Genomic DNA, 15,640 nt, shown 5'->3' with positions numbered 1-15,640 from the left:
CGAAATTTAATTCAGTCACGTCCGTCCAGTTCCACTGGACTCCAGAGCCCATGGGGGCAAGATTTTCCTTCTCTGGGCAGGCTGGCGCAGCGCGTAATCCATTTTCCCGCTGTTCATCACTGACTCAGCGAAGCATCAAGGGGGATATCCAGGGTAAACGTTGCGCCTTGTCCGGCGCCGTCGCTGTGTACAGTCAAGCGGCCACCCATTTCCTGCGCAGCCAGTGCACAGCTGTGCAGGCCGAAGCCGTGGCCCTCTTTGCGTGTGGTGAAGCCATGCGAAAAGATCCGCGCCAGGTGCTCTGGCGTAATCCCGCTGCCGTTGTCGGTCACCGAAATACGCAGCCCTGATGAGTCAACGAGGGCGGCATCGAGCGTGACGCATGGGCTGCGATCGGCCACGCCTTCCACCGCGTGCTTGGCATTGCTGATCAGGTTCACCAGAATCAGCAGCACACGGTGACGGTCCAGCGCGAGCAGAGGCACATCGGCAATTTCCTTGACCACCGTCACCCCCTGACGCTCCAGCGAGCCGGCGCTCATGCGCAAGGCATCATCGATTAATGCGCTGACCGACACTGTCTCCACGACACTGACAGCAACGGCATAGGACTGCTGGGCAGCGACAATGGTTTTGATGTGGTCAATGCCCTTGGTGAGTTGCCCGAGCTCTTCGATAGTGCCTTTTTGCTCTGCCGTCACCACCTGCGCCAGCTTGAGCAGGTAGTCGGGCAGCATCTTGCCTTTGGGGTCCTGGGTAAGAAAATCGCTCAGGTCGTTGACGTGTTCGTTCAGCAGTTGAGCGACCTTGCCCAGGCCATGGACTTTGGATGCACGCAACTGGTTGCTGACCAGGTCTGCCGAGACGTTCACGCTGTTGAGGACATTGCCGACGTTGTGCAGCACAGCCGTGGCGATTTCGGCCATGCCCGCCTGGCGCGATTTGGCATGCAGTTCGCTTTGCACCTGGCTCATGCGCAGCGCCGCGCGAACGCGAGCCTTGAGCTCCAGCGGCGAGAAGGGTTTGGCGATGTAGTCATCGGCGCCACTTTCCAGCCCTGAAACGCAGGCGTCACCGCCGCCGCGGGCGGTCACCAGGATTACGGGCAAATGGGCAAAACCGGTGCTGGCCTTGATTCTGGCGGTCAGGCCGAAGCCGTCGAGCAGCGGCATCATCACATCCGAAACGACGACATCGATCGGTCGACGCTGCAGGAGCGCCCAGGCCTGCTCTCCATCCGTTGCAGTGGCGACACTGTAGTCGTCGTGCAAAAGCTCGGTGAGATAGCTGAGCATTTCCGGGCTGTCGTCTACCACCAGCACTCTGGACCGCGAGGCGTGTTCCGGGGGCTGCTCCTCGTCTGCGTCTGGCATTGGAGCGCCCTGGTGGCCGTCGTCAAACCGCAGGTGGCGCTGCTCGGTTGAGCTTGTTGTGCTCAGTGACGGCTGCTCATACAGAGGGCCGCCTTCGGTCGCTATCCTGTCTTGCTCAGCCCCCAGCGGAAGTCGAACAAAGAAACACGAGCCCCGTCCGGGCTCGCTGTTGACGCCGACTTCGCCGCCCATCAATTCGACCAGATCCTTGACCAGGGCCAGGCCGATGCCTGTGCCGCTGTAGTGGCGCGTGGCGGAATTGTCGATCTGGGAAAAGCGCTGGAACAGCAGCGGCAGTTTGTCGGGCGCGATGCCAATCCCCGAGTCGTGAACCGCCAGTTCAAATCGCTCGCCATCGATCGGCGTCACTGCCAGGTGCACCGTGCCGCCAGCGGGCGTGAACTTGATGGCATTGCTCAGCAGGTTGAGCAGGATCTTCTCGAAGTGTCGGGGGTCCAGGAACACGGTGCCGAGCGCGGGGTCGATGCTGCAGGTCAAGGTGCAACCCTTGCCCTCGGCCACCATGGCGGCATCCTCGGCCAGCACCCCCACCGCTTTGTTCAAATCAACCGACGTTGGACATAACTCAAACTTGCCCGCTTCAGCCTTGGAGAAATCGAGGATATCGTTCACCCGGTTCATCAGGCGCAGCGCATTGCGTTGGGCGCGCTCGATCTGCACGCGCCAATCCACGGGCGGGGTGGCCGCCGCCGAGAGCTGCTCCAGGGGTGCGAGAATGAGGGTCAGGGGGGTGCGCAATTCGTGGCTGACCGTGGCCACGAAATCGCTCTTCGCCTGGTTGGCCGTCTCGGCCTGGTTGCGCGCCTGGATAAGTTCGACGGCCTGCGCTTCCAGCACTTCGGTCTGTTGGTGCAGCGTATCGGTGCGTTCGGCGACCATTCTCTCCAAAGAGGCCTGGACTTGCTGTCGTTCGGTTTCGGCTTCGGCCTCCAGCACCCGGATGCGCAGGGCATTCTCCTGGAACACCCGAACGGCGCGGGTCATGATGCCAATCTCGTCGCCGCGTCCGACGCTGGCGATCTCGGCGTGCAGGTCGCCGGCCGCAAGCCGACGCATGACCGAGGCCAGCGCCACGATGGGCTGCGCGACAAATCGCGACGTGCTCCAGGCAATGGCGCCAGCCAGCAGGATGGCGACGGTAACCGCAATGATCGTCGCAAGCATGCCGCGATCATTGTGGACCAGGGCGTCGGAGCGCGCTTGACCCGCGAAGCGCGCAACCAACAGGCCGGCGCTGCGGGCCTCGTTGCGAACCTGGTCGCGCGCGTCGCTCAAGGCGTTGCTTGCCTGATGGAACCTGGCGAATGCCGCCCGGTAGCCGGCAATCTGCTCGTTGACAGTCAGCGGCGTAGCCGTGCCTTGCAGCCCCACGGAGGAAGGAAGCACCCGAGAGAGACGGAGTAGCTCGTCCAGGAGGGTGCCGACGGCGCCGGCGATCTCGGCCGACGGTGACAGACGAAACGACAGGGTCTGCGCTTCCAGGGTCGCCACACGCTCGGCGAAACGCTTGGATAACGCCGCTGCATTGTGCAGCAAACCGGTGGCTGCCTGAATGTCGCTGGCGTCATGGGCAACGTCCCCATCCACATCACTCAACAGCGCCTCAAGGCGCCCGGCCACATCCCCCACGGCGGAGAGATGCCGCAAAACTTCCTCTGCGCGCAGCCTGGGTGCCTCGCCAAGACGCTCTATCGCCACACTGGCAGCCGCGAGCGCCGCGGCCAACTGGTCGAGGACCTCGCTCTCCTGCGACGTCCCCATCACCTCGCGCAACTGTTCGACCAGGGGCTGGAGTGCCGCGCAGGCATTACGCACCGCAGTGGCGGCGACCCCGTCACCGGTCACCAGGATCCTGGCCACGTTGGCGGTGATGAGCCGTTCGCCGTTGCGCAGGACATCGAGGATGCGGTGGGCACTTTCGATGTTGCTCACTCGCGCCTGGTGCTCAACGGCGCGAGCGTCGACCGCCTTCAACCCATCGGCGATGCCCTGTTCGACGAGAGTCGTCGCCTCTCGCATCCGGCCGTAATGGGCGGTCATGTTCTCCGTTTCGCCATCCATGGTGAGGCTCGCCGCGCGCAAGGCGGCAATCGCGGCGGCAAGCCGCTCCAGACTGCCCTTGAGCGATTCCGCCTCGGCCACCGGAATGGCGGTGAGGCCAGCGATAGCCGTCGCCACCCTGCCCTCGGCCTGGGACAAGCTTTCCTGATCGCGGGTGGCAATGAAGTTTTCCACCCGCCCGGTGGCCGCGTTGACCGACGCCAGAATTTCTGCGGAATGACTGGCCGAGTCCACCGCGCGCACCATGCCTCGCAGGCCGTAGAGGTTCACCAGAGACACCGTCAACATCAGGAACACCAGGGCGGCGACCGCCAAGCCAATTTTGACGGCAATGGGCCGATCACTGACGGGTTTGAATATCAACATGGCGCCCCGCAGCCGCGCCCCCCGCCCGCCACTACTTCGCAACTTCCGGCAAAGGCGCCGGCGGCGCCGTATGGTTGGCGGCCGCGTCGATCATCGCCGCGACGGAAGCCTGGCTGTAGAGCGGGTTGGCGGCGCCGCCCACCGGCATGCTGGCGAGCCAGGCGTCGAGGTCTTTCGCATCGATACGCACCAGCGGTACTTCGACGAACTTCGGCACCTGCTTGCCCGCCAGCACCTGCTGGGCCACCCAGAACCCCACCTGGGAGACACTTGGAGAAGCGGAAACGGAGACGGTCTCGTAGCCGTTGGCATCGCGCTCCTGTTGCCACAGGGTGAGTTCGTCCTGACGATTCCCCATCACGATGATCGGCAAAGGGCGCCCCGCCGCCTTGAACGCCATGGCCGCGCCATAACCGTCGCCTCCCTGAGTAGCAACGGCATCAATGTCGGGCAGCGATGGCAACGCCAGCGCCACCTCCTTGCGTGCGACAGACTCCGTCCAGTTCCCGTACACGGTCTTGGCGAACCTCAGGCCCGGATAGTCACTGGCGGCCTTGCGAATGCCGTCGCTGATATTTTTATCGGTGGCATCGCCGGCAATGCCGCGGATTTCCAGCAGTGTCCCTTTGCCCTTGAGGCGCTCGGCAATGTAATCCATTTCCACGCGGCCCATGGCGGACCAGTTGTAGTCCACCGTATAGACACAGGGTTCGGTGACCAGGCTGGCCATGACCACCACCACGATGCCGGCGTTGCAGGCATCGCGGATGACCCCGTTGAGGGCCGTGTCGGACGCGGCCAGGATGACGATGGCGTTGACGCCGTTGACGATCATCTCCTGGATATGGGCCGCTTGTTCCGAGGCCGAGTTATTGGCGCTGACCACCGGAGCCTCGCCGATCAAACCCTCTTTTTGCGCCTGGAGCGCAATCTCCTGCCAGTTGCGCACCATCACCTTGCGAAAATCACTGCCCGCATAGGAGTTGCTGAAGGCAATGCCATAGCTTGCGGTAGGGCCGCCGGCGATACCACCGTCGGCGGCCTGGACCGGATTGGCGGCAATCATCATTAGCCCACCCAGGCAGCCGGCGAAGCGCCACATGATTGTGTGGATCGGTTGAGTCTTCATGCCGTCCTCCATCGCGCCTGGGATTGACCCACAGTCATCCCTCTACACCTGCCGACAGCCTGTCGATGAAGCCATTTCAGTAGGCCGGACTGCTCGTTCGGCCAGTGCAACAATAGAACCCGGTATGAAGAACCAGACATGTACAGACTCCTTTCCTTGGCGGACGACAACTGAAGCCAGCACATGGCCTGAGGTGGGAATGAGCATAGTCTCAACAGACCTGCTGCGCGCGAAATCGAGCTGACTGCCCCCATGGACTGGACGAGCGCTCGGAGACCTAGCGATAACCCCGCGCCTGAACATCGAACAACTCGGCATAGCGCCCACCCGCCGCCATCAGCTGGTGATGGCTGCCCTCCTCCAGGATTCGCCCGCCGTCCAGCACGATGATGTGGTCGGCATTGCGCACGCTGGAGAATCGATGGGAAATCAACAACGTCATGCGGCCCTTGGCGTGTTCGCGAAAGTGCTCGAACACCGCCGCCTCGGCGCCGGCGTCCAGCGCGGCCGTGGGCTCGTCAAGAATCAGCAGATCCGCCTCCTGGCGCATATACGCGCGTGACAAGGCGACTTTCTGCCATTGCCCACCCGACAACTCCTGGCCGCCAAGCCAGCGCCCTAACTGTGTGCCGTAGGTCTTGCTCAGGCGCTCGATGAATTCGGCGGCCACCCCCTGGGTTGCGGCAGTGCGCCAGCGCGCCTCGTCGTTCAGCGCATCGACGTCACCCACTCCAAGGTTCTCGCCGACGGTCATCTGGTAGCGGATGTAATCCTGGAAAATCACCCCAGTGCGCTGGCGCAGTGTCTGTTCATCCCAGTCTTGCAAGTCGCTGCCATCCAGCAGAATGCGCCCCTCGTGCGGGGTGTAAAGGCGCGTGAGCAGTTTGATCAGGCTGGTTTTGCCCGAGCCATTCTCGCCCACCAGGGCCAGGCTTTGCCCCGGCGCCAAGTGCAGGTTGATGTCAGTCAATGCCGGCCGCTCAGCGCCTGGGTAACTGAACCCCACGTGCTCGCAGCGCAGACCGTCGCCGGGACGCGCGCCCTGGGTAAGCCGGCCACTTGGCACGACCACCGGGGTCAGCAGGTACTCATAAAGGTCCGACAGAAACAGACTGTCGTCATACAGGCCGGCAATCGCGCTGAGGCTGGCGGTGATCGCGCTTTGCCCCTGCTTGAACAGCACGATATACATGGTCATCTGTCCCAGGCTGGTCTGGCCGCGCACGGTGTCCAGCACCACCCAGGCGTAAGCCACATAAAACGCCGCGGTGCCCAGCAGGCCCAGGGCAAAGCCCCAGGCATCCCGGCGCACCGTCAACTGGCGGTCTTCGGTGTACAAGCGCCGGGCGTTGTCGCGGTAGCGCTTGAGGAACAGCGGCGCCAGGCCGAACAGCTTGACCTCTTTGGCATGGGTCTCGTGGGACAGCAGCGATTCCAGGTAATTCTGCTGACGGGTCTCGGGCGCGCGCCGGTGGAACAGGCGAAACGCATTGCCCGAGAAATGCGTCTCGGCGAAGAACACCGGTAAGGCGCCGACCACCAGAATCACCAGCGCCCACGGCGAAAAGTGCACTAACAGCACGGCAAAGCTGATCAGCGAGATCAGGTTCTGCACCAGCCCCAGGCCCTTGGTGACCAGGCTCAGCGGCCGTGTCGACGCGCCCTGGCGCACGCGCACCAGCTTGTCGTGGAACTCGGCGTCTTCAAATTGCAGGAGTGAGAGGGTCTGGGCTTTCTCCAGAATCATCAGGTTGACCTTCACCCCCAACTGCACCCGCAGCAACGATTGCTGCATCGACAACGCGCGCTGGGCGGCGGCCAGCAGCGCCAACACGCCCGCCTCGGCCAGCACGTACTGCATCACTGGCCACACGGGCGCCTGGCTGCCGGCTGCGTGAATCTGCATCGCGTGCACCACGCCATCGACAATACGCTGGCCGATCCAGGCCGCCAGCGCAGGCAACAGACCGGCAACGATGGTTGCCAGCAGCAGGCCTATGAATAAGGGCCGCGACGTCCCCCACACCAGCTTCAGCGCCCTGCGCGCCTGGATGGAAAACGCGCTCAATCGATTGAACAGCACCATCAATGGGATGGACTCCGTGTGGGGGCTGGGGTGAGACGGGTGGATTATGACAGGCGATGACGTCGCGCACATCCAACGGCCAGATAATAAAAATAGATGATCTTATTAATCGGAAAAATAACATTATCTAATAATTAGCTTATTCCAAAAAAGACTTTCCCCGCAGTTTTTTATAGAGATATCTTCACCTCACAGACCGACCCCATGCCTGGCGGAGGACGTACTCCTGACATGGATCTCTCTCGATATGCCAGATATTTCTCTCCCCGGCCCGCTGAAAAAATTCCGCCTGTCGCTGTTAACCAGCTCGCTGCTGCTGGCGGCGGTGCCCGTCTGCGCCGAGGACGCCAAGCTCGGCACGGTAACTGTGATTTCCACCGGTTTGCGCGGCCAGGAGCGCACGGTCGCCGACAGCCCGGCACCCATTGATGTGATCAACAGCGAGCAGTTGCTCAAGACCGGCCGCGCCGAGTTGTCCGAGGCGATTGCCAAGCTGCTGCCCTCCTTCAACTTCGGCACCAATATCGCTGGTTACAACTCGGTGACCCGCCCGCTGAGCAACCGCAGCCTCGGCCCGGCCTACACCCTGGTGCTGGTCAACGGCAAACGGCGCCACAACGGCGCCACCGGCCAGCGCGGCTCGATCGACAACAGCGGCGCGAATGCCGTGGACATCGACCTGATCCCGGTCAGCTCGGTCGACCATATCGAAGTACTCAAGGACAGCGCCGCCGCCCAGTACGGCTCGGATGCGGTGGCTGGGGTGATCAACATCATCCTCAAGTCCGCCAACAACGGCGGGCACCTGGAGACCAGCTATGGGCAGTTGTATTCCGGCCAGGGCGAAACCATCAAGGTCGCCGGCGACCAGGGTTTCAAACTCGGCGATGGCGGCTTCTTCCACCTCTCGGCCGATGCGCGCAAACGCGGCGAAGCCTCCTGGAACGACAAGGCCGACAGCAGCGTACGTGCGTTCAACGATCCGGCCAAGGAAGCGGCATGGGACCGGGTGGCAATCAAGAACGGCGACCCCGACCTCAAGGCCTTCAACCTGGCCTACAACGCCGAGCTGGCGCTGCAAGACCTGACTCTTTATTCGTTCTCCACCTACGGCGAGCGCGACGCCGAAGCGGCCAACTATTTGCGCCTGCCCACCGGCCGCGCGGCGGTGCCCGAGGTGTTCTCCGACGGTTACTTCCCGCTGAACAACATCAAGGACCGCGACTACCAGTTGCTGTTTGGCGGCAAGGGCCAAGTGGCGGAGTGGAACTGGGACCTGAGTACCACCTACGGGCGCAACAATGTGCACCACTCCAGCGACCTGAATATCAACCCGTCGCTGGGCACCGCCTCGCCGACCCAATTCGACAACCTGGCGACCTTCCGCTTCGAGCAATGGGTCAACAACCTCGACGTCACCCGCCGTTACGACAGCCTGTTCAACCTCACGTCGCCGGTGCAGGTGTCGGCCGGCCTGGAGCATCGCTGGGAGCATTTCAGCACCTTCGCCGGCGACCCCGAGGCCTACATCACCGGCACCTACCCGGCGGCATCGGGCGCGCAGGCGGCAGTGACCATTCGCCCCGAAGATGAGGTCAGCCTGATCCGCAACAACTACGCCGGCTACCTGGACCTGGGCTTTGACCTCACCGAGCGCTGGTTCCTCGATGTGGCCGGGCGGGTCGAACATTACGACGATGACTCGGGCAACACCTTCGGTTTCAAGGTGAACTCGCGCTACGAGCTGACCGACAGCGTGGCGGTGCGCGGCACCGTCGGCACTGGTTTTCGTGCGCCGTCGCTGACCCAGATAGGCTACACCGTGGCGGACAACCGCGTGGCCACCGACGTCAACGGCAACGTGGTTCCGGCAGTCACCCGCCTGACCCCGTCGGGCAGCAACCTGGCCAAGGCGCTGGGGGGCGATGACCTGAAACCGGAGAAGTCGCGCAACCTCGGCCTGGGCCTCACCTGGCAACCCGCGCCGCGCACCAGCATCACCGCCGACGCCTACCTGATCGACATCGACGACCGCATCGCCCTGACCAGCAATATCTATGATCAGGGCAATGGCGCAGTCAACGCGATCCTCGCCGCCCAGGGCGTGCCCACCGGCACCTGGGTCAACTATTACACCAACGCCTTCGACACCCGCACTCGTGGCCTGGATGTGGTGGCCGACCACACCACGGCGCTGGATGCCTGGGGCGACGTGCGCTGGAGCCTGGGCTTTAACTGGAACAAGACCACCGTCGAAGGCGCCCGCGACACCCCCGCCGCACTGAACGGTTCCGGCGTGACCCTGGTGGGCCGCGACCGCGAGGGTGACCTCACGCAGGCGTCGCCCAAGACCAAGTGGATCCTCGGCGCGAACTGGAAGGTCGAGGACCTCGCGGTCAACCTGCAAACCGCCCGCTACGGCGCGGTCAAGACCCTGGCGGTCAACCCCACCGGGGATCGCAGCTTCGGCGCCAAATGGATCACCGACCTCGACGTCAGCTACACCTTCGTCGACAGCATCACCGTCAGCATCGGCGGCACCAACATCTTCGACGTGCGCCCCGACCGGCACGCCGTCTACAGCAACCTGGGCCTGGCGCCTTACGGCAACCCGCCGTTCTATCCGGGCGGCGGCTACTGGTACACAAAGCTGGCCTACGACTTCTGATTCACATCGCCAAACGAGGGCACCCCATTGAACACCTCCAACTTGATGAGCCGTCTGCTGGCCCCCTGCGCCCTGGCGATCAGCCTGGCCGCCTGCTCACCTTCGGGTGACCAGGCGCAAGCGAACAAAACCCTGAATATTGCATTTTTTGGCGACAACACCACCCTGGTCAGCGTCGACCCGTTCCAGGTCTACTGGCTGGAACACCGCGTGCTGCTGCGCAACGTCGCCGAGTCGCTCACCGACCAGGACCCGGCCACCGGCAAGATCATCCCCTGGCTGGCCAAGAGCTGGGAGATCAGTGACGACGCGTTGACCTACACCTTTCACCTGCGCGACAACGTGACGTTCAGCAACGGCGAGCGCTTCGACGCAAAAGCGGTGAAAACCGCGTTCGACAGCGACAAGGCCCTGGCCACCGAGCTGCCGGCGACCTTCGGCGCCACCTACCTGGCCGGTTATGACCACGCCGAAGTGGTCGACGATTTCACCGTCAAGCTGGTACTGGCCAAACCCAACGCGGGCTTTTTACAAGCCACCTCCACCACCAACCTGGCAATCCTCGCGCCCGCGTCCTATGCACTCACGGTCAAGGAGCGCTCGCTGGGCAAGATCGTCGGCACCGGGCCATTTGTGCTGGCCAGCTATACCCCGGAAGTCGGCGCGCACCTGACCAAACGCAAGGGCTACGCGTGGCCCTCGGCGAATATGAAGAACCCGGGTGAGGCACACCTGGACGCCGTCGACATCAGCTACATCCCCGAAGAAAGCGTGCGCAACGGCCTGTTCCTGCAGGGCAAGGCCGACATCCTGTGGCCACGCAACCCGTTTTCGGAAGTCGACCTGAAGCTGTTCCAGTCCAAGGGCGCGACCATCCAGAGCCGCTCGCTGCCGGGCCCGGCGCTGAACCTGTACCCCAACACGCGTGGCGAACGCATTCTCGCCGATCAACACGTGCGCCTGGCCGTGCAGAAGTCCATCGACCGCAAGAGCTACGCCAGCACCGTGTATAACGCCGAGTTCCCGGTAGTGGACGGCATCTTCGACGTGACCACGCCTTACTTCAAAAGCCAGGGCAGCAAGCTCGGCTACGACCCGGCAGCTGCCGAAAAACTGTTGGATCAAGCCGGCTGGGCCAAGGGCGCGGACGGTTACCGCAGCAAAAACGGCAAGCGCCTGAGCCTGAGCTACAACATCAGCCCGGCCGAAACCGCGGGTGACGTGCTGATCCAGGACCAACTGCGCAAGGTCGGCATCGAGTTGAAACTCGCCGTGGTGACCCGCGCCGAATGGGTGGCCAACAACTCCGCCGGCAACTACGACCTGACCATCAACTACATGACCCGCGCCGACCCGATCATCCTGCAAACCATCCTCGACCCGCGCAGCGCCAACAGCTCCACCGTGGCCACTAACACCTACGAACCAGCCACCCTGGAAAAAGCCAAGGGCTTGTTCGATGCCGGCATTACAGCCACCCAAGGCGCACAACGTGCCGCCGCCTATGGCGACCTGCAGGACCTGCTGATCGACGAAAGCTCGGCGTTCCCGGTGTACGAGCGCGTGTGGCAGGCTGCAACGTCGCCCAAGGTGAAGAACTTTCGCTGGACCGCCGAGGGCTTCGCGCTGCTGGGTGATATCGAGATCGGCACGCCATGAGCCGCTACCTGATCGGCCGCGTCGGCCAGGCCCTGCTGGTGCTGTGGGGGGCCTATAGCATCACCTACTTCATCCTCTATCTGCTGCCGGGCGACACGCTGTCAATCATGCTCAGCGCCTCAGGCATGGAGGCCGATTCGCTGTCGGTGGCCGACCTGGCCAAGGCACGCGCCTATTACGGCCTGGACAAGGGCCTCTTCGAGCAATATGTCGACCTGCTACTGGGCACCTTGCACGGAGATTTCGGCCAGTCCCTGTCGCTGAACCGCCCGGTCGCCGAGTTGCTCGCCGAGCGCCTGCCGCAAACCCTGTCCCTGGCCGGCCTGGCGATTGTGTTGTCGCTGGTCGGCGGTGTCGGCCTGGCCTACCTGACCGCCTATATCCGCTGGCAACCGCTGAAAAAAGCCCTGGCGCGCCTGCCATCCCTGGGGTTTTCGGTGCCGGTGTTCTGGATGGGCCTGTTGCTGATCCAGGTGTTCGCCTTCGGCCTCGGCTGGTTCCCCGCCACCGGCAGCCGGGGCTTTGAAAGCCTGGTACTGCCGGCGATCACCCTGGCGATTCCAAGTGCGGCGGTGTATGCCCAAGTACTGCAGCGCAGCTTCCAGGGAGTGTGGCAGGAGTCGTATATCGTCACCGCCTACGCCAAGGGCCTGAGCCGTGGCCAGGTGCAGGCGCGCCATGGGTTTCGCAACGCGGCGCTGCCGATTCTCACGCTGATCGGCCTGCAGGTGGGCAACACGGTGTCCGGTGCGGTGCTGGTGGAAACCATCTTCGCCCGCTCCGGTATCGGCCGCCTGGCCCAGGAGGCCGTGCTGCGCCAGGACATCCCGGTGGTGCTGGCGATTGTCACGGTGTCGGCGGCAGCCTTTGTGCTGGTCAACCTGCTGGTGGACTTGCTGTACCCGTGGCTCGACCCGCGCATCTCCCACACGCCAAAGGTGTCCTAGACCATGACTATCCTTGAGCAAAACCTCGGCCTTGCGCCCCCACTCTGGCAACGCCGCACCCGCCGACAGCGTGCCACGGCGGCAGTAATGCCCTTGCTGCGGCGACCGGGTTTCAGCCTGGCGGTGTTGATTGTGGTGTTTTCATTGCTGGCCGCCGTGGCGCCGCAGTGGTTGACCAGCTTCGACCCCTATGCCACCGCACCTGCGGTCAAGCTCACGGCGCCGAACCTGAGCTACTGGTTCGGCACCGACGAGCTGGGCCGCGACCTGTACACCCGGGTGGTCTACGGCTCCAGGCTGTCGGTGCTGGCGGCCTTTCTGGCGGTGGGGATCGCATTGTTGGGCGGGCTCGGGCTGGGCATTCTGTCCGGCTTTGCCGGTGGACGTATCGATGCGGTGATCATGCGGTTTGTCGACGTGTTGCTCGCCCTGCCCGGCTTGCTGCTGGCCCTGGCGATTGTCACCGCCATCGGCTTCGGCACGGTGCCGGTGGCTATCGCCGTGGGCGTCGGGATTATCCCCGGATTCGCCCGCACCACCCGCGCCGAAGTGCTGCGGGTCAAGACCTTGCCGTACGTGGAAGCCGCACGCCTGGGCGGCGCCAGCTGGGGCCGCACCTTGCTGCGGCACATCCTGCCCAACGCGTGGGGCCCGGTTGCGGTACTGGCGACCCTGGATTTCGGTGCAGCCATCCTCGCCACCGCCGGCCTGAGTTTTCTAGGTTTTGGCGCCGCGCCGCCAGCCGCCGAATGGGGCACGTTGATCGCCAACGGTCGGCACTTTTTGATCACCGCCCCCTGGGTGTCGTTGCTGCCCGGCCTGTTCCTGGTCGCGGTGGTGTTCAGCCTCAACCACATTGCCCGCACGTTCGAGGAGGTTCAGCGATGAATGCTTTAGTGGATGTTCGCCAGCTTAGTGTCAGCTACCGGCACGGCAACCTGGCGGTAAACCAGCTGTCACTGACCATCGCCCAAGGCGAGACGCTGGCGATTGTCGGCGAGTCCGGCTCGGGTAAATCCACCCTGGCCAACGCGATTCTCGGCCTGTTGCCGGAAAGCGCAACCATCAGCGCCGGCGAGCTGTGGGTGGACGGCAACAACCTCACCCACGCCGGCGAACGCCAGAGACGCGGCCTGCGCGGGCGCACCATCGGCCTGGTGCCCCAGGACCCGATGGTCAGCCTCAACCCGACCCTGCGCATTGGCCAGCAGATTGCCGAGGCGCTGATCCTGGCCAAGGGCAAGCGCTACCCCGGCGTCGATGCCGATATCGTCGAGCTGCTGCAACAGGTCGGTATCGACAAGCCGGTACTGCGCGCGCGCCAGTACCCGCATGAACTCTCCGGCGGCATGCGCCAGCGCGTGCTGATCGCCATCGCCCTGGCCGGCAACCCACGCTTGATCATCGCCGACGAGCCGACCAGTGCTCTGGACGTCACCGTGCAGCGCAAGATCCTCGACCACCTGCAACGGCTGGTCAGTGAGCGCGGGATTTCGTTGCTGATCATCACCCATGACCTTGGCGTGGCGCTGGATCGCGCCAACCGCGTCCTGGTGATGCAACAAGGGCAAGTGGTGGAGCAAGGGGCACCCCGGCAGATTCTCGGCGCGCCGCTGCATGACTACACCCGCGCCTTGATCGCCGCCGCGCCGGCGTTCGCCAAGCGCCGCCAGCCACTGGTTCGACCGAACCCGACGCAGCCGCCGATCCTGCAACTGCAAAACGTTGGCAAGACGTTCGCGCTGCCCAAGGTCAAGGGCGAAGACGCGACCTTTGTAGCGCTGGAGGACCTGAGCCTGCAGGTCTACCCCGGGCAGACCCTGGCGATTGTCGGCGAGTCCGGCTCAGGCAAAAGCACCGCGTTGCGCATCGCCCTCGGCCTGGAAAAACCCAGCCGCGGGCGGGTGTGGTTCGAGCAACAGGACGTCACCGACCTCAGCTGGCGCGACTTCCGCCCGCTGCGCCAGCGCCTGCAACTGGTGCAACAAAACCCGTTTGCGGCGCTGGACCCACGCTTCACCGTGTTCGACAGCATCGTCGAACCGCTGGTGTCGTTCGGCTTGCTCAAGGGCGCGGCCCTGGAACAGGCCGCGCGCGAGCTGATCAGTCGCGTGCATTTGCCGGTGAGTTTCCTCGATCGCCTGCCGCGCGAGCTTTCCGGCGGCCAGTGCCAACGTATCGCCATCGCCCGCGCCCTGGTGCTGAAACCGGATCTATTGCTATTGGATGAACCGGTCAGCGCCCTCGACGTGTCCGTGCAGGCGCACATCCTTGAACTGCTGCAAGAGCTGCAACGGGACATGGGCATCGCCTACGTGCTGGTGTCCCACGACTTGTCGGTGGTCGCCAACTTCGCCCATGAGGTGCTGGTGTTACGCAATGGCCGGGTGATCGAACAGGGCTCGGTGGAGCACATCTTCAACCGCCCGACCAGCGATTACACCCGTGAGCTGATTGGCGCCATCCCGGGCCGGCACGCTACCGCGAGCGCCGCCTGAGCGGCGCTTTACTCGGCAGCACAGTCGAAGCGCGCGGACATTTTTCATTGCATTACCACTTCGCATCCAATATTTCGCAACGGACAAAAGAGCTCCCCATCCTGCTGCGGGGCCGCGATAAGGTTGATAACGCTTTTCGAAGCTCATTACTTTTATTCTCCCGCATGTAGGACGCTCAGACGCTCCCCGCCACAAAGCTCAAATCTGCCCCTCGCTGCAACAGATCAATGCGGCATGTTGCTGAATAAGGCAATTGAAAAGAACTTGAATCTGTTCACTACAGTAATGACGATCACGGTCTTCCTCGTCAGTCCACACACCCATAATCGACCATTGGAATGCACTATGTGTCCAATAGCTTAATCCGTAATTAACGCACCCAGGCAACGATGCGAGGCGATCAAGGGCATCTTGAAGTTCAGCGCAAGGCCGAGGTGGAGAGGCATGGAACTGCACCCGGATTTGATTATAGCTTACGAACACCTGCAGCTTTTCCGATGGCTCGCTCATTCTACACCTCACGGATTTCCTTAACATGTTCAATTGACGACATGCCGCCTTAGAAGGGTCACCGTGCAGATTGATCAACGAGTAAACCCTTTGCAGTTGGATCATATTTCCAAGCAGCGAAGAAGAGAACGCACGCCAGCATTTAGGACTTAAATGAATTTAGTGCTAATGCCACTACGCCTTTAAAACTCTGGGCTGCACGCATTTACATCGCAAGAGTTTAGGTGTTAATCCGTAGCGCACCTGTATTTTTAAATGCGACAGGGTGATGCTCACTCCAGAGCTGCAATCGGTGCAGCGGCTACAGGTAACAGCGATAGCC

At 63.0% G+C, this 15,640-nt stretch carries 7 protein-coding genes and 3 pseudogenes; 5 read left to right on the top strand and 5 right to left on the bottom strand.

Annotated elements, in window-relative coordinates; all coding sequences use genetic code 11:
* Nucleotides 1–116: 116 nt before the first annotated feature.
* The 5 genes and pseudogenes from C4J93_RS27705 to C4J93_RS13395 all read right to left on the bottom strand — a co-directional run.
* Nucleotides 117–455: pseudogene (locus tag C4J93_RS27705) on the bottom strand (ATP-binding protein); the annotation flags it as partial.
* Nucleotides 456–974: 519 nt separating this feature from the next.
* A pseudogene (locus C4J93_RS27700) lies at nucleotides 975–1,310 on the bottom strand (response regulator transcription factor); the annotation flags it as partial.
* Between the two features lie 198 nt (nucleotides 1,311–1,508).
* Nucleotides 1,509–2,558, bottom strand: a pseudogene (locus C4J93_RS27695) (sensor histidine kinase); the annotation flags it as partial.
* A 1,294-nt stretch (nucleotides 2,559–3,852) separates the two neighbouring features.
* Nucleotides 3,853–4,950 carry an ABC transporter substrate-binding protein gene (locus tag C4J93_RS13400; RefSeq protein ID WP_124429587.1) on the bottom strand — a complete coding sequence of 366 codons (1,098 nt, stop codon included), beginning with the start codon at nucleotides 4,948–4,950 and terminating at the stop codon, nucleotides 3,853–3,855.
* Between the two features lie 277 nt (nucleotides 4,951–5,227).
* On the bottom strand, nucleotides 5,228–7,036 hold the full coding sequence (locus C4J93_RS13395) for an ABC transporter ATP-binding protein (protein ID WP_124429586.1): 1,809 nt from the start codon (nucleotides 7,034–7,036) through the stop codon (nucleotides 5,228–5,230).
* Between the two features lie 247 nt (nucleotides 7,037–7,283).
* Here C4J93_RS13395 and C4J93_RS13390 point away from each other — a divergent pair, with 247 nt between their 5' ends.
* The 5 genes from C4J93_RS13390 to C4J93_RS13370 are packed head-to-tail and all read left to right on the top strand — an operon-like array spanning nucleotide 7,284 to nucleotide 14,808.
* The gene (locus C4J93_RS13390; protein WP_124429585.1) at nucleotides 7,284–9,704 is read left to right on the top strand and encodes a TonB-dependent siderophore receptor; all 2,421 of its coding nucleotides are present in this window, start codon (nucleotides 7,284–7,286) and stop codon (nucleotides 9,702–9,704) included.
* A gap of 45 nt (nucleotides 9,705–9,749) precedes the next feature.
* The gene (locus C4J93_RS13385; protein WP_124430873.1) at nucleotides 9,750–11,363 is read left to right on the top strand and encodes an ABC transporter substrate-binding protein; all 1,614 of its coding nucleotides are present in this window, start codon (nucleotides 9,750–9,752) and stop codon (nucleotides 11,361–11,363) included.
* The gene (locus C4J93_RS13380) at nucleotides 11,360–12,310 is read left to right on the top strand and encodes an ABC transporter permease (RefSeq protein ID WP_124429584.1); all 951 of its coding nucleotides are present in this window, start codon (nucleotides 11,360–11,362) and stop codon (nucleotides 12,308–12,310) included. Before C4J93_RS13385 ends, C4J93_RS13380 begins: the two co-directional genes overlap by 4 nt.
* Nucleotides 12,311–12,313: 3 nt before the next feature.
* Nucleotides 12,314–13,198, top strand: a complete 885-nt coding sequence (locus tag C4J93_RS13375) for an ABC transporter permease (RefSeq protein WP_124429583.1) — start codon at nucleotides 12,314–12,316, stop codon at nucleotides 13,196–13,198.
* On the top strand, nucleotides 13,195–14,808 hold the full coding sequence (locus tag C4J93_RS13370; RefSeq protein WP_124429582.1) for an ABC transporter ATP-binding protein: 1,614 nt from the start codon (nucleotides 13,195–13,197) through the stop codon (nucleotides 14,806–14,808). Before C4J93_RS13375 ends, C4J93_RS13370 begins: the two co-directional genes overlap by 4 nt.
* The last annotated feature ends 832 nt before the right edge of the window (nucleotides 14,809–15,640 follow it).

It is taken from the genome of Pseudomonas sp. R2-37-08W (assembly GCF_003851705.1).
Taxonomy (GTDB): Bacteria; Pseudomonadota; Gammaproteobacteria; order Pseudomonadales; family Pseudomonadaceae; genus Aquipseudomonas.
This window is presented reverse-complemented; position numbering and strand designations above follow the sequence as displayed.